This is a genomic window from Mycobacterium sp. PSTR-4-N, assembly GCF_022348085.1.
Classification (GTDB): Bacteria; Actinomycetota; Actinomycetes; order Mycobacteriales; family Mycobacteriaceae; genus Mycobacterium.
Genome location: NZ_JAKRFN010000004.1, coordinates 1 through 13,057, shown reverse-complemented (window position 1 = coordinate 13,057; position 13,057 = coordinate 1). Strand labels below are relative to the sequence as shown.

Sequence of the window (13,057 nt, the reverse complement as noted above, 5' to 3'; positions counted from 1 at the left end):
TGCGATTCCGCTTGTGGCCGTGATGATTTCGGCGTCTGGGTCGGCGGGCGCGATGCGGTAGCCGTTGGTGAGTCGGACGGGTCTGTTGTCGAAGGTGTGGTCGGAGATGCCGACGGCGGCGTCGAACGTCACAGGCAGTGGGATGCTGCCGAACGGCGTCACGATCTCGAAGGAGACCACGTCTCCGGATGTCGTCGGCATCGCCGAGTAGGCCCAGCCGACCGGTCCGATCCTGAAGGTTGCGATCAGCGAGCCGACCGGGGGCACCTGCCCGGGCCCGGTGCCGACGTCGCTTCCCCCGTTGTCGGTGACCAGCAGCGATGTGTAGTTGTACCCGAGCCCGCGGCTGACCAGGGCGTCGAACTCGCCCATCGACGCTTTCGTCCGAGGGTCGACGATGTCGAACTTCTGTTGTCCCTGAAGAAGACTCGGAGCGCCGGGAAGGTAGGTCCACCGACCGTAGAAGGAGGTGATTTCCTCTTCGGAGTCCGGCACCAGGCTGTAGCCGTTGAGCTTCAGCTGGGGCGTTGCGGCGGTGGCGCTCGGCATGCCGATGTTGAGCACGGACGCTGCGGCCGCGAACCCGACCTCGAGGACGGACGTGAGAGCGAGGCTCACCACCCCCGGTGGCACATTCGGTGCGGCGCGCATCTGTGCACGAGTGACCGGTGGATCGGATGAGACGGTGACGGTTGCTGCTACCGCCTTCCCAGGGAGCCGATCCTTTGCCGAAGGCTCTGCCGCCCTGCGCTTTTCGCCCAGGACGGGCCGCGGCGTACGCGCAACGGCACGCACCCGCTGTCGCGGCGCGACGTCAGCCGGCTCGTCAGTCTGATGCTTGATGCCCTGACGCGCCTGCGCGCGTCGTTGCCGTGCTTCGCGGTGACGAGATCTGGACTTTTCGGCCTCGTTGCCGCGATCACGCACGCTCTCCTTTCGGAGCGTGCTTTTCTCCGCCGCCTGCGACGAGTCCTTTGATGAGGAGTCCGGCGCCGCTGACGCCATCGGGCAACTCGTCATGACCGCGGCGCCCACCCCGAAGAACACCGCCAGCGCGCCGACCCGTCCGACAACCCGCGAAGCATTCATCGCGTCCGAAAGTAGCCGGTCATCAGCTCACGCGCGCAGTTTCCAGAGCTCTGTTCCGGGGTTCGGGAGTTGTCGGTGGTCGCACGTATGTTCGAAATATGGATGAGGCGCGGGAGGCAGTGGCGGGGTTACGGGCCGCCGTGGATGCCGTGCTGGCCTGCGCCCTCGACCGATCCACCGCCGCGGACGTGGTGGAGCTGCTCGACGAGCTCGAAGCCGCGGGGTGCCGGTTGCCCGCGGCCCGGCATCGGGCGTTGGCGCGACTGCAGGTCGAGACCACCCCCCAGAAGATGGGCGCCAAGAGCTGGAAAGACGTCCTGGCGATCCGCTACCGCATCAGCGGTGCCGAAGCGCATCGCCGATTGACCGAAGCTGCGCTGCTCGCGCCGCGCCAATCGATGACCGGAGAACCGCTGCCGCCGGTATTGGAGGCAACCGCCGCTGCGCAAGCGGAAGGCCGGATCACGCCCGAGCATGTGGAGGTCATCCGGAAAGCGGTCAAGAAACTTCCCGGGTTCGTAGACACCGTGACGCGGGAGCAGTTCGAGGCTGACGTGGTGCGCATCGCCCGTGGTGCCGGCCCGAAGGCCACCGACGACGCAGCAGAATTGGAGTTGTTCCTCCTCGATCAGGACGGGCCCGAACCCGACGACACTGAACGGGTCCGCAAACGATCCTTGAGTAGGGGGCGGCAGGGCCGGGATGGGATGACGGCGTGGCGGGCGGACCTGACCCCCGAAGCTGCGGCGGTGTGGGAGGCGATCTTCGCCAAATATGCCGCCCCGGGGATGTGCAACCCCGACGACGAGCAGCCGTGCACCTCCGGCACACCAAGCCAGGCGCAGATCGATGCTGATCACCGCAGCCTGGCCCAACGCCAGCACGACGCTCTGCTCGCAGTCGGGCGCATCGCCCTGATGAGCGGCGAGCTGGGCCAACTCAATGGGTTACCGGTGACGGTGATCGTGCGAACCACGCTGCAGGACCTGGAATCGCGCGCCGGGATCGGGACCACCGGCGGCGGTACCCGGCTCCCAATCCGCGACGTGATCCGGATGGGCGCCCACGCGAGCCACTATCTGGCGGTCTTCGACCGGGCCACCGGCTCCGCCCTCGATCTCTTCCGGACACGGCGGGTCGCCTCAGCGGCGCAACGGATCATGCTGATCGCCCGCGAGGGCGGCTGCACCAAACCCGGCTGCCCCGTCGGCGCCTACGGCTGCCAGGTCCACCACGTCACCACCGACTGGGCCCAAGGCGGGCTCACCAACATCGACGATCTGGGTCTGGCCTGCCCACCCGACAACCGCTCCGTCACCCCCGACGGTTGGACCACGTCGATGAACGCCCGCCACGACGTGGAATGGGCCCCACCGCCGAACCTCGACACCGGCCAAACCCGCGTCAACACCCACCACACCCCCGAACGACTCCTCCGACCACCAGACGAGGGAGACGAGGGAGACGAGGGGAACGGCGCTGCCGCGCACACCGATCCGATCGGCGAGACCGACGGGTGTGCCTCGCCGTCGAACGGCGACCCCTCAGAACCCGGCGGACCCGCACCACCCGACAACCAAGTCGCCTGAGGTTCGGGCACGCATAGCCGACGAGCACTGAGGCCGGGCGGTTGTCTCGTTGGGCCGAATGGCTCTCCCCGGCCGGCGGGGCACAGACCTTTGTGATCGCAGGGTGATGACTTCGGTCCCTGTTGAGGCCACAACCCCGGTCGGAGACTGGTGCCTACCTGCACATCAACCCGGACCCCACCGATCCGAGACAAGGGAGATGCGATGAAACGCGAACTGTACACATTCTTTTCGGGATCGTTTGCCGCGCTGGCGTACGCGCACGCTGCGTACGCGGTCGCCACATCACGCGGAATGATCGACGAACCTGTCTTTCTCGGTAGACGGTGGGGTGTCGGCTACATGTGGACCGAAGCCGCCGTCTATTCCGCAGTCAGCGTCGCTCTGGGGTACGCCGGATGGAGAAACCGGCCCCCGCAGCGACAGGATGATCCAGCGACAGCACCGGCTGTGGAGCACACGGCGACAGCAGAACCCCACCTCGTTTCGCAGTGACCCCCGCCAGATGACGGAGCCGTCTCGGTCGGGTGGCGATGTGGTGTCACGGAGTATGTGAGGAAGCGGTGTACTGACATCATCTGACGAGTGGCGCCGTACACCGTCAAGACGACGGACAGCAGACTGGCAGTTCGCCTCGCGGCGTTGGCATCCCTCGGTGCCGCGATCGTTCACGTCGCGGTCGTTCCCACGCACTGGCAGCAGTGGGCCCCTTCTGGCATCTTCTTCCTGTCCCTCGCGCTCTTCCAGGCGGCGTGGGCCTGGAAGGTGCTCGTGCACACGACCATTGCGCTACTGAGCGCCGGCGTCGTGGCGAACACCGGCGCGCTCGCCCTGTGGGCGATGTCGCGCACCGCGGGCGCCCCATTCGGTCCCAACGCCGGCCATGTCGAGCTGATCGCAGGCGCCGACGTATGCGCGGTCCTGCTCCAGCTGTACGTCGTGATGGGCGCCGGCTGGGTCTGGTACCGCGGTCTACGTGGGGCGCCCGTGCCCGCGTTGGCGAGTGCGGCCATCCTCGTCGGCGCTGTGGGTGTGGTCACGATGGCATCGACGGTGGGAGTGGCGTCCGGTCTGCAGCACGGCGACCATCACACCGGCGGCCATGCGCCGGCCGGCCGCGCAGGCAACCATCACGGCGACGTGCCCGACGCCGCGACTCCCCCGCCGGCACTACGTCAGACTCACACCCCCGTGGCCGAACCCCCGACCGTTCACCAAGTCCACGATCACGCGCACTGAGATCGCGGAAGGTCTGGCTACTCCGCCTCGCGGAAATACGGCTCGACTGTGCCGCTGAGCTTCACGACCATCGGATTACCGCGGCGATCTCTGGCAGTGGGGACCTCCACACGCACCCAGCCCTCGGCCACGTCGTACTCGTGCACGTTGGTCCTCTCGACACCGTTGAAGCGAATGCCAACGTCACGAGTGAGCACCTCTTCGTCGTAGAAGGGGCTGCGCGGGTCGATGGACAAATGATTCGGCGGGACGTCTGGGGTCTGATCCTCTGACATGGCCCAAGAACCTACGCGATCCCGCGAACACGGTCGTCGCCGCAGTGCAGCGCGATGGATGTCAGCGTCCCGAAATGAAACCGCGGTCGCGTCGTTCGAAAGTGGAGCTAAGGGGATTCGAACCCCATGAGGAACTGCGGAAATGCCTGCTGACCAGCACACGAGCGGTTCGCTACCTATCACCGGCGATCAGTCGCGACCAGCGGATATGCAAACCGGTGCTGTCACCGACAGCACGCCAGCCACTGGTCGCAGGTATGCCAGCCTGAAGGACGCCGCTGAGTACGTCGGCGTCACGACGAGGACCATCCGCACATGGATCAGCGAAGGGCTGATTACCGGCTACCGCATCAACCAACGACTAGTTCGCGTCGATCTCAACGAACTTGACCAGGCCATGGAACCGTTCGGCGGCAGCGCCTTGAACCAGCCCGTATCTCAGGAGTAACACCATGGCGCTTATCGGCTGGTTCCTCGCTGCGCTGTTCGTCGCTGAGTTCTGGTGGGCCATCCTCGCGATTGCCATCGTCACGCTGACGGTCGTTCTCGTCAGGCGGGCGAAGCGACGCCGCGACGCGGCCGCAGCCGCGCTGATCCGTCGCGCCGATCAGCAGCAGGCGTGGGCGCTGGCCGGCGATCCTCGCGGCACGTACGGGATTTGGCCGCCGGTGGAACCGCCCGTCACCGCCGTGCGTCCAACAGAGTGTGTGGATTCTTGAAGAGATTGACCACGAACTCGCTTCGGTGGCCGCGGCCCGTGCGTTCTACGGAGGGTCGATCGATCTAGTCGACCAGTTGCTCGACGAGCGGTTGGCCTTCACCCGACTTTTGCTGAGGCCCGGTGACCTTGCAGACTACGGTGGGCACAACGACCGAGACCATGCGTGGGGTCTACCAGGGAGATAGCAACTCCGGTACGAAGTTCGCTATCCCGAGCACCACAATCGCTGTCGCACCGAACGCACAGAGCATCCGATCCGTGTCTCTAGCCCGGGCTAGCAGGCACGACACGATCTGTCTGGCCGCCGTCGACCGGTGACCTATTACGCGCCTGCCTGAAGGAAGCTCAATGCACCGACCGGCTCGCGGGCCAGTTGAGCTTTTCGAAGTCCTGCCACGGTTCCAGATCCCCCGGCCATTTCACATCGACCTCGAGCGCGTTAACGAGCGGAATCGGCCAGGCTCTGGCCACTACAATCACCGATGAGTCAGATGCTGACGCGGTCGTTTGTCTGCAGCACTGGTCAAGGTTCAGTCAATGGGGAGGCGCGACCGGTGAACGCATCAACGTGGACAAGTGTTGGTTTGCTGATAGCAATCGGCATTACCGTGCTCATACTGATCGCCATCCGACTGTGGCGACACCTCGACCACACCGAGAATCTCGATATCGATTTCGCCGCGATCATGCAAGGTTCCGACGCCCGCATGGTGATTGTGCAACAGCAGATCGACAAAGCGTGCGAGTTCTTCCGACTTAAGCGACTGCGGGCCAAACGAGCCTCTGAGGGTGTCGTTCTCGGAACATTGCTCGCGAACGGCATTATCGGTGTGATCGGCGTTGTCGTCACTTTCAGCGATTGGTCGAATTTAGGCATCGTGTCCACCGCTCTTGCTGGCCTCGTCAGCGGGATTACGACGTGGGAAGCGCACAGCCGTAACCGCGATTTGTGGGTAGAGCGGACAGTGATCATGAGCAGGTTCGAGAGTCTGAGACGAGAAACGTATTACCGGTTGGCAGCCGGAGACGACCCCGACAAGGTTGCTGATCATGCGATGCAGCAGATCGAAGAGCTGCTCGGAAAGGACATGACTGAATGGGCATCTCTACGAGACCTGAAACCGGACAAGGAAAAGACAACCGATCTTCGTCACGGAGACGAAAGTCAACCGCAGAACTCCACTCCTTAGCAGTGTGTCGCAAGAGGCCATAATGCATTTCGGTTCAGCTCCCGTTTGAACGCTTCTCGCTAATGTATGACCCCGCGTACGATTCGTGCGCATGGGGGATGCAACACCGGGGTGTTATTTCGACCCGAGCGGCGAGCCAGGTAACCAATATCGGGACGGCCGCAAGTGGCGGGGTGGTACAACGCCGCTGGCCGAGCCGCGCAAGAGTCGGAGGGGCCTCTCTGTCGCTCTCGCAGTTGTCGCCGTGCCTCTGGCCTTCGTGGTGGGTTTCATGACCATGAGGTCCGCACTCGGAGACGACGTCAACTTCAGGTCGCACACTGCGAATGTCATCGCCACGTGTCAGAACGCAGTGCGCGAGAGTCTGCGCGACCCCGGCAGCGCCCGGTTCAGCGAGTGGATTGCACGGAAGTCAGACGGCGGCCGGCCGCCCAGCAACATGGAGATCGGCACTGACGATGAGCTGTATCTGGCGTCTGGCTCGGTCGACGCCAAGAACGGCTTCGGCGGCTACGCAGAAGATCTGTATTACACCTGCACCGCAGTGGTCAGTGAAGACGGTCAGATCCACGCACGGGCCGCCTCGGCACCGGATTTGCCCTGCCATGAACGCAGGCCGACATGCTAATGATCTGGCGGCCGACTGAGTTGCGAGCTTGAGCTAACAGCCGCGGCCCGCCCGCTCTACGACGGGTCGAGGACGCTCACCGACGAGCTGCTCGACGAACGATTAGCAGTGCGTGATGCGCAGTCCGACGCCGTTCCTGATGAAGGCACTCGCACTGATGTTCATCGCGAAACCGACCTGCGTCATCGCGTCAGGGGTTAGTTCGAGGATTCCCTCGACCTGCAAATTTACCTCCACGGTCGTAACGGGGAATTCAAATCTGTTGACATACCTATAGATCCACGGCCAGCGGGCGATCAGGGTGTCCGCCGCATCCACGGTTCGGAACTTGATATACAGATTATCGCCGTTGGAGTAGCGGATGTTGAGTTCGGACCCGTTCGGCGGACTGATGACATCAACAGGCTCTCCCTCCAAAATCCAGTCGTTGTCGATCAGCGACGTTCGTGGCTCATCGCCCTGCGGTGGCATCCGAATGTTGAGGAGTCGACGATCGTCGTCGTCGCGTGTGAACCACAGGAGGGGGTTGTCCTGCCAGACGAGGTCATAAGTGTTGTCGTAGTACGCGTTACCACCGGCAATCATCAGGACGTTGTGTTTCATCCAGTCGAAGCGACCGGCGACCTCGCCGGCGCGTTCCTTCGCCGTTTCCTTCATTTCTCGGCAATTGCTTACGGAGAACGCGCGCGCTTTGTTGTGATGATCGGAACAGAGCGCGATCATGCGGTCCGGGTCGTTGTGCTGCTCGACATGCCACTCGGGATCAAAGTGGTGGTACGTCAGGTAAGGATTGCCGCAATTACGGCCGCCGCTGACAGGCACTGGGCACCCGAACCCGACTTCTCGGCGCAACTGACGGCGCACGTCCACCGGTATGTAGCGGCTAATTCCGCCAGTAGCCATATATCGATCTCCGCCCCCGGTAGGGCATTGACCTTACAGCTGTGCGCCGTCCGAATTGATAAAATTGGTGATAGCCAACACGGCGGCGGCCCAACCGCGGTCCCAGTCATCTTCGGGGGCGCGGCGTGGCGCGAAGACGGTGCGTATCTGAGCGGCGACCTCCTCACCTGTTCGCCGTTCGATCCAGCTGGCCGCCATAGTCTGATGCTAGCTGGCGCTGCCCTGACCGAAGCTGTTGCGGACGGCCGCGGGCCCGTTGAGAACCGAGCAGAGCGGGTCAATCGGCGGGCCGTAGATCACGACGTCGCAGTCTCGACATGTCCATGTGGTGTGGCCGCCTCGGTGGGTGGTGCAGGCGAGGTGCCCGACGAGCACCTGTTGCGGACCGAGCGGGTGCAGGTTCAGGCAGCGCGTGGGTGCAACGGTGATCCAGCCGCGTCGCGACGGCACGACGTCACCGACTTCGGGCATGCTCGCGACGATAGACCGCCCGACGACGAAACCGCCCCCGGCCGAAGCCGGGGGCGGTTTCTGCGATGCGTTGCGTTACAGCGGGGGCAGATCCTGCCGCGGCCGTCGCTTCGGTTCCTCGCGCCGATCGCGCTGCTGCTCGCGGGCCAGCGAAACGATCATCGGGATGTAAACCAGCGCGCCGACTGCGTAGATGGCGAACCGAATCTGTTGTCGGAACGGGTATTCCTGATCCCACCAGCTCGCCACGGTGGCCTGACTGAGCACCAGGGAAAGTGCGCCGCACTTCACTGCGTAGATTAGACCGATCTTATTGCTGCTCCACCGCGATCGAAATATGTAGAGCGTGGTGAAAAACACGACAAGGATCGCCATGGTCAGCAGCGCGATGTTGGCCAAGGTGCGGTAGTTCGGGTCGAACCACACGTCAGAGAGCACCGTGACGGCGATCGCAATAATCACCATGATGTTGACCCACGCCAGGAACCGGTGCCGGCTCAGGAGTTGACGGATCACGGCCGCCCTTTCCACGCTGCTTGCAGCATTTCGGTCCAGCCGTTGAGCCGGATGTGGTTCAGCACAATGTCGCTGTTCTGCCGGGACGCCATCTGGTCGAGCGTCGCCTCGAGAGTGCGTGTCCGCGCCGCCTCGACCCGCTGGTCGTCTTCCTTGAGCTTCGCGGTCAGTTCCGCGACTTCCTGTCGATGCTTCGTCCACGGCCACATCACCATTACGTACCCGCCTTCCGCTCGGCGAGTTCCCGTACCGACTCCAAAAGATGCGCGGCGGTGAGCTCGACGGCGTTCTTTTCCGCGATGGTCTGGGCTTGGATGCGGATCGTTTCGCCGTTCGCTTTGTCGCGATCGTCAGCCTTGGCGATCCTCGCTTCGAGGGCCTCGACGATCTCGCGGTGGTGCCGGCCGGGAACCAGCCAGCCGCGGATGTAGGCGACGGCGTGGTAGGCAACGACGAGGATCAGGATGGTGACGACCCCGACGCCGTTCCAGGCTTCCGGCGTGAGCCCGGCGATCACGCGAGGGTGCCGCCGTGGTCCGTGTGCTCAACGGCTGCCGGTGCGGGCTCAACAGCCTTGGTGAAGGACGCAGTGCCCCCGCCGACCGGCGCCGATAGCACCGATGAGATCACCGAGGCCAGCGCCATACCGCCAGCGGTGGACGCCGCGGCGGCCCACGGCATGCCGATGATCTCGACGTGCTCGGCGACGACGGTGCTGCCAAGTTTCAGGATGCCGGCGCCGACGGCGAAGCCCTGGACAGCGGACTTGAATGCGCGCTCGGCGGCGTCCTTCCAGAAGGCGGGCGTGGTGAGAGTGGACATGGCGCAGCACCTTTCGAGTGGGCGTGTTGACGCAGGTCAGTGCTGCAGACGGCTTTACAGCAGGTTTCGAGTAGTAAGTCAGGCGGCGAGCATGTAGGCGTCGGTGCGGGCGCGCGCCCAGTTCTGGCCGGGCTCGAGGATGTAGCCGCCGTGGGTGGTCATGTTCATCAGGAATAGGGCGCCGCGGCTGATCGCGACTGCGGTCTCGATGACCTGCTGGGTCGGTTCGATACCGAAGTTCAGCAGTTCCATCAGCAGCGGTCCCGGCCGGCCTTGGACGATGTCGTAGATCGCGGTCTGCTTCTTCCCGGCGTCGTCGTCGGGGGTTTCGGTGTACATGTCCTTGTGCCGGCAGACGTAGGAGATCTTGTCCTGAACGGGGACGAAGTTGCCGCGGCCGTCGGGGACGACCAGAGGCATGCGCTCGGAGCTGATGCCGCGGGTGCCTTGCTTCGGCGGGTCGCCGACCCACGGTGCGACGACGTCGAGCGGACGGAACGGGGCCCCGTATTCGAGGGCGCCGATCCAGTACGGCAGGTGCGCGTGGAACTCGCCGTCGGCCGGGAAGACGTGCCGCAGCAGGAACAGGCTGACGACGATGTCGCCCTGGCTGAATCCGGAGATCCACCATGGCCGGCCGACCCACATGCGGGTGGGGTCGCGGAAGAACGAGCAGATCATGTCGACGCCGGACTGGTTGTTGAACGGGACGCGGCCGTTGTCGTACCAGGTCGGCTGCAACTGAACCTTGTGCTCGGCTTCGAGGCGGCGGCCGACTTCGACGGCGGGCCCGATCCACATGTCCGACAGGTGGCCTTCGACGCTGATCCACAGCGGCCGATTGTTCGGTGTCGGTACGCCGGGCGGCGCGGGGATGATCGAGCGCGGGATCAATCCCATCTGGACCTTTGTGGCCCAGTCGAATTCAGTGTCGAAGTCGGTGAACGGGCCGGGCCGTTTACCGAGGCGGACGAGCTCGTTGACCGCCGTCTTGTATCGGACGATCGCACGACCGAACTCAACGGTGTACTTATCGGTGTAACCGCCAGACCGCTTCTCGGGCAACAGTTCCTGGCCGTAGCTGTAGTTGTCGAGGACTTCCTTGGCGTCGGAGATCAGAACGTCGAAGTCCTCTGCGGCTTTCGCCGGTGACCATGCCATCAGACCCTCCTGAGCTTCATTGCGGCTGCGGTCTGTGGGCCGACGACGCCGTCGACGTAGAGATGGGAGCGGCGCTGGAATTCACGGACCGCGGCGTCGGTGAGCGGGCCGAAGTCGCCGTCGACCGGCAAGTGGCCGGCGTAGCCGGCGAACGCGTCGCGCAGTCGGCGCTGCAGCTCGCGCACCTGCGGGCCGGTGCTGCCCTGCGCGAGGATGCCGGTGAAGTACGGGCTCGTCGCCGGGTCGACCGGGGCGCCGCCGCCGGGGCCGACGGGAACGGGTGTGGGCAGCGGTGTGGGCGCGGCTCCGGCGAGGAACGCCTTGACGCGGCGGATGAGTTCGTCCCATGGGAAGTTCGGGCCGGGATCGTGGTGGCCACCGCCCCAGGTGCCGAGGTCCATGTGGCCGCAGATGCCGTCGCGACCCCACGGAATACCCTTTCCGCCAATGTATTCGGCCGGGATTTTGTATTTGCGGCACCACCAGGCGATGATCTTGGCCGCGGCGGTGAGCTCGGCGTCCTCGTTTTTCCCGTCGGAGGCGTCGGTCTCGAGCCACTTCCCGCGCGACCACGCGGAGTAGCTGCCGGCGAGGCAGATGTGGAAGCCGTATTTGTTCGCCCCGGCTGCCGCCCACGGGGCGTCGTCTTCGCCGACACTCTTGAGAGATTCGTGGTCGTCGTTGACGGCGTGGTAGCTGACCTTGCTCGCCGGGTTGGCGAGGTATGCGGCGAGGTCGCGCGCCGTCCGGCCGCCCTCCTGGGTGTGCACGACGATCCACCGCGGAGCGGGCAGCCCACGCGGGTGGTAACGGTTCGGCGACCACAGCGCGCCGGTGAACGGATCGTTGAGGGTCACGGTGCCTCCCGTGTTGGGTTGCGAGGGAGCAGGATTCGCTGCGGGCAGGGGTATAGGCGCGCTTTGCCGCGTGTGAACGTGGTCGGTGTGGTTGCCGTAGTCGTCGCCGAAGTAAGCGGTGGCGGTGACATCGCGGCCACCGGCGACGCCGACGCGGCGCCCGGTGTTCGGGTTCTGCCAGATGACCTGCTCGAGCGACCCGCGCACCGACAGCAGGTACTCCGCGAACCGCTGCATCTTGTCGACGGGTCCGGCCCAGTCGATGCCGCGGTTCTGCCGCTGCGGGTTACGCGCATATCCGGCTTCGACGCGGTCGGTCTCCTGGTGGCCGGCGTAAGTGCTGGCTTTTAATCCGAACGTGTTGGCGACGTCGTAGACCCATTGCGGGAAGCCGGTTGAGCCGTAAGTGATGCGCGTTCCGGTGGGGAGCCCGTAGGTCATGGTTTGTCCTTTCGGGCATGCCAACGACCCGCGCGCCGAGCGGCGGGCGGGTCGTTGGTCGGCGGGTTACATGTGCCAGTGCATGTGCTGCTCGATGATGCGAGCGAGCCTGCGGTCGATCCGTTCGCAGACGAGGTCTACGAGTGCGGCGCGACGGTGGGGCCACTTCGCCGACCCGTCGCCGATCCCGCCGATCTCGTGGCCGGGATGGTCGACCACGCGACGGTCTCCGAAGCAGACGGTGCAGATGTCTTCGGGCTGGCCCTCGCGGTTGTCAGGGTCGTCGAATCCGAACGCGTCGAGCCGGTCGTTCAGCGTCACGGCACCACCCAGTAGGTCGTGCTGCCGACGCGCTCGGGCGGGGTGAGTGCGGTGCCTTTGAGGTTCTTGAGGTCGACGGCGAAGTAGTTCGAGTGGACGCCGCTGCTTGGCTTGCCGGCGGGGAATGCGTACTTGTCGTACTTGCGGGCGACGTCGTCGACTTTGTACCCGGTGTTGGTGGGCGTTGGCTGGACTGGTGCGCCGTTGAACCGGTCTAGCTTCGGCGCCCCGTGCGCGGTACCACGGATCGGGTTGGCGAGCAGGACACACCGCAACCGCGACGGACTGGGCCGGCCGGGCTGACGGCCGTACGAATCGAGCCAGCGGGAGATGATGACTGAGCCGAGGCTGGCGCCCATGACGACGATGTCGTCGGTGTCTGGGTCGGCGAGCACGCGTTTGATGGTGTTGTTCAGGATGTCGGCCCCGCTCGGGACGGCGGTGCGGGTCGCCGCAACCTGGGTCGGGACCGGAACGTGGCGGCGGCCGTCGGTGACGGCGTAACGCTTGCACACCATTGCCATCGCAATCGGGGCGGCCAGCCGGACACCGGCCAGCCACGGTGGGACGGTGAGGACGACGGTGGCGCTCATGGTTGCCTCGCTTTCACGACGGGACGTCGAAGAACTCGGACAGGCCGAATCCGATCGCGGCGGCGATAATGGCGCCGAGGGCGCCGCCTGCGGCGATGGCGACCACGCAGCGAGTCATCGGACGATCGCCGCCTTGAACGTGCCGGTGGGTGGGTCCAAAGCGCCTGCTGTGACGTTCGTGGCGCGCACTGTGACGGTGTCGGCCGCGGACACCCACATCGAGTAGATGATGCCCGCCATG

At 65.0% G+C, this 13,057-nt stretch carries 19 protein-coding genes; 7 read left to right on the top strand and 12 right to left on the bottom strand.

All coding sequences use genetic code 11. The features are described 5' to 3' along the window. Positions 1 to 67 precede the first annotated feature (67 nt). From MHN84_RS06940 to MHN84_RS06930, 3 genes are all read left to right on the top strand, one after another. Positions 68 to 211: a hypothetical protein gene (locus MHN84_RS06940; RefSeq protein WP_241203906.1), complete on the top strand. Its 144-nt coding sequence runs from the start codon at positions 68 to 70 to the stop codon at positions 209 to 211. Between the two features lie 976 nt (positions 212 to 1,187). Beyond that, positions 1,188 to 2,678, top strand: a complete 1,491-nt coding sequence (locus MHN84_RS06935) for an HNH endonuclease signature motif containing protein (protein WP_241203905.1) — start codon at positions 1,188 to 1,190, stop codon at positions 2,676 to 2,678. 585 nt (positions 2,679 to 3,263) lie between these two features. Continuing rightward, a complete protein-coding gene (locus MHN84_RS06930; protein ID WP_241203904.1) occupies positions 3,264 to 3,917 on the top strand; it encodes a hypothetical protein in 654 nt (217 codons plus the stop codon). A gap of 17 nt (positions 3,918 to 3,934) precedes the next feature. On the opposite strand, the gene MHN84_RS06925 is transcribed toward MHN84_RS06930, so the two are convergent. Then, positions 3,935 to 4,192: a DUF3297 family protein gene (locus tag MHN84_RS06925; RefSeq protein ID WP_221355396.1), complete on the bottom strand. Its 258-nt coding sequence runs from the start codon at positions 4,190 to 4,192 to the stop codon at positions 3,935 to 3,937. Positions 4,193 to 4,400: 208 nt separating this feature from the next. Here MHN84_RS06925 and MHN84_RS06920 point away from each other — a divergent pair, with 208 nt between their 5' ends. From MHN84_RS06920 to MHN84_RS06905, 4 genes are all read left to right on the top strand, one after another. Next, positions 4,401 to 4,640 carry an AlpA family transcriptional regulator gene (locus MHN84_RS06920; RefSeq protein WP_241204195.1) on the top strand — a complete coding sequence of 80 codons (240 nt, stop codon included), beginning with the start codon at positions 4,401 to 4,403 and terminating at the stop codon, positions 4,638 to 4,640. Between the two features lie 4 nt (positions 4,641 to 4,644). Continuing rightward, positions 4,645 to 4,911 carry a hypothetical protein gene (locus MHN84_RS06915; protein ID WP_241203903.1) on the top strand — a complete coding sequence of 89 codons (267 nt, stop codon included), beginning with the start codon at positions 4,645 to 4,647 and terminating at the stop codon, positions 4,909 to 4,911. A 484-nt stretch (positions 4,912 to 5,395) separates the two neighbouring features. Next, positions 5,396 to 6,103, top strand: a complete 708-nt coding sequence (locus MHN84_RS06910; RefSeq protein ID WP_241203902.1) for an SLATT domain-containing protein — start codon at positions 5,396 to 5,398, stop codon at positions 6,101 to 6,103. A 91-nt stretch (positions 6,104 to 6,194) separates the two neighbouring features. After that, positions 6,195 to 6,731 carry a hypothetical protein gene (locus tag MHN84_RS06905; RefSeq protein WP_241203901.1) on the top strand — a complete coding sequence of 179 codons (537 nt, stop codon included), beginning with the start codon at positions 6,195 to 6,197 and terminating at the stop codon, positions 6,729 to 6,731. Between the two features lie 102 nt (positions 6,732 to 6,833). Here the strand turns inward: MHN84_RS06905 and MHN84_RS06900 are convergent, their stop codons facing one another. From MHN84_RS06900 to MHN84_RS06845, 11 genes are all read right to left on the bottom strand, one after another. Next, positions 6,834 to 7,634 (bottom strand): HNH endonuclease, encoded by an 801-nt coding sequence (locus MHN84_RS06900; RefSeq protein WP_241203900.1) that lies wholly within the window; start codon positions 7,632 to 7,634, stop codon positions 6,834 to 6,836. Positions 7,635 to 7,667: 33 nt separating this feature from the next. Then, complete coding sequence (locus MHN84_RS06895) at positions 7,668 to 7,832, bottom strand: hypothetical protein (RefSeq protein WP_241203899.1); 165 nt, start codon at positions 7,830 to 7,832, stop codon at positions 7,668 to 7,670. A 9-nt stretch (positions 7,833 to 7,841) separates the two neighbouring features. After that, positions 7,842 to 8,105 carry a hypothetical protein gene (locus MHN84_RS06890; protein ID WP_241203898.1) on the bottom strand — a complete coding sequence of 88 codons (264 nt, stop codon included), beginning with the start codon at positions 8,103 to 8,105 and terminating at the stop codon, positions 7,842 to 7,844. Between the two features lie 75 nt (positions 8,106 to 8,180). After that, positions 8,181 to 8,621, bottom strand: coding sequence for a hypothetical protein (locus MHN84_RS06885; RefSeq protein WP_241203897.1), 441 nt, complete (start codon positions 8,619 to 8,621; stop codon positions 8,181 to 8,183). Further along, on the bottom strand, positions 8,618 to 8,836 hold the full coding sequence (locus MHN84_RS06880; protein ID WP_241203896.1) for a hypothetical protein: 219 nt from the start codon (positions 8,834 to 8,836) through the stop codon (positions 8,618 to 8,620). The genes MHN84_RS06885 and MHN84_RS06880 overlap by 4 nt, the downstream gene beginning before the upstream one ends. Then, the gene (locus MHN84_RS06875) at positions 8,836 to 9,138 is read right to left on the bottom strand and encodes a hypothetical protein (RefSeq protein ID WP_241203895.1); all 303 of its coding nucleotides are present in this window, start codon (positions 9,136 to 9,138) and stop codon (positions 8,836 to 8,838) included. Before MHN84_RS06875 ends, MHN84_RS06880 begins: the two co-directional genes overlap by 1 nt. Continuing rightward, on the bottom strand, positions 9,135 to 9,443 hold the full coding sequence (locus tag MHN84_RS06870) for a holin (protein ID WP_241203894.1): 309 nt from the start codon (positions 9,441 to 9,443) through the stop codon (positions 9,135 to 9,137). The genes MHN84_RS06875 and MHN84_RS06870 overlap by 4 nt, the downstream gene beginning before the upstream one ends. A 78-nt stretch (positions 9,444 to 9,521) precedes the next feature. After that, the gene (locus tag MHN84_RS06865) at positions 9,522 to 10,604 is read right to left on the bottom strand and encodes a hypothetical protein (RefSeq protein ID WP_241203893.1); all 1,083 of its coding nucleotides are present in this window, start codon (positions 10,602 to 10,604) and stop codon (positions 9,522 to 9,524) included. Continuing rightward, the gene (locus tag MHN84_RS29970) at positions 10,604 to 11,902 is read right to left on the bottom strand and encodes a peptidoglycan-binding protein (protein ID WP_374238331.1); all 1,299 of its coding nucleotides are present in this window, start codon (positions 11,900 to 11,902) and stop codon (positions 10,604 to 10,606) included. The genes MHN84_RS06865 and MHN84_RS29970 overlap by 1 nt, the downstream gene beginning before the upstream one ends. A 66-nt stretch (positions 11,903 to 11,968) precedes the next feature. After that, a complete protein-coding gene (locus MHN84_RS06850) occupies positions 11,969 to 12,223 on the bottom strand; it encodes a hypothetical protein (protein ID WP_241203892.1) in 255 nt (84 codons plus the stop codon). After that, entirely contained in the window at positions 12,220 to 12,816 is a 597-nt protein-coding gene (locus MHN84_RS06845) for a PE-PPE domain-containing protein (protein ID WP_241203891.1), read from the bottom strand. The genes MHN84_RS06850 and MHN84_RS06845 overlap by 4 nt, the downstream gene beginning before the upstream one ends. Positions 12,817 to 13,057: the final 241 nt, after the last annotated feature.

What these genes read in the sequence shown, in the direction of transcription:
- MHN84_RS29970 (WP_374238331.1), bottom strand. Translation starts at nt 11,902, where the DNA reads ATGACCTACGGGCTCCCCACCGGAACGCGCATCACTTACGGCTCAACC.
- MHN84_RS06915 (WP_241203903.1), top strand. Translation starts at nt 4,645, where the DNA reads ATGGCGCTTATCGGCTGGTTCCTCGCTGCGCTGTTCGTCGCTGAGTTC.
- MHN84_RS06920 (WP_241204195.1), top strand. Translation starts at nt 4,401, where the DNA reads ATGCAAACCGGTGCTGTCACCGACAGCACGCCAGCCACTGGTCGCAGG.
- MHN84_RS06865 (WP_241203893.1), bottom strand. Translation starts at nt 10,604, where the DNA reads ATGGCATGGTCACCGGCGAAAGCCGCAGAGGACTTCGACGTTCTGATC.
- MHN84_RS06935 (WP_241203905.1), top strand. Translation starts at nt 1,188, where the DNA reads ATGGATGAGGCGCGGGAGGCAGTGGCGGGGTTACGGGCCGCCGTGGAT.
- MHN84_RS06870 (WP_241203894.1), bottom strand. Translation starts at nt 9,443, where the DNA reads ATGTCCACTCTCACCACGCCCGCCTTCTGGAAGGACGCCGCCGAGCGC.
- MHN84_RS06905 (WP_241203901.1), top strand. Translation starts at nt 6,195, where the DNA reads ATGGGGGATGCAACACCGGGGTGTTATTTCGACCCGAGCGGCGAGCCA.
- MHN84_RS06900 (WP_241203900.1), bottom strand. Translation starts at nt 7,634, where the DNA reads ATGGCTACTGGCGGAATTAGCCGCTACATACCGGTGGACGTGCGCCGT.
- MHN84_RS06895 (WP_241203899.1), bottom strand. Translation starts at nt 7,832, where the DNA reads ATGGCGGCCAGCTGGATCGAACGGCGAACAGGTGAGGAGGTCGCCGCT.
- MHN84_RS06925 (WP_221355396.1), bottom strand. Translation starts at nt 4,192, where the DNA reads ATGTCAGAGGATCAGACCCCAGACGTCCCGCCGAATCATTTGTCCATC.
- MHN84_RS06880 (WP_241203896.1), bottom strand. Translation starts at nt 8,836, where the DNA reads ATGGTGATGTGGCCGTGGACGAAGCATCGACAGGAAGTCGCGGAACTG.
- MHN84_RS06845 (WP_241203891.1), bottom strand. Translation starts at nt 12,816, where the DNA reads ATGAGCGCCACCGTCGTCCTCACCGTCCCACCGTGGCTGGCCGGTGTC.
- MHN84_RS06910 (WP_241203902.1), top strand. Translation starts at nt 5,396, where the DNA reads ATGAGTCAGATGCTGACGCGGTCGTTTGTCTGCAGCACTGGTCAAGGT.
- MHN84_RS06890 (WP_241203898.1), bottom strand. Translation starts at nt 8,105, where the DNA reads ATGCCCGAAGTCGGTGACGTCGTGCCGTCGCGACGCGGCTGGATCACC.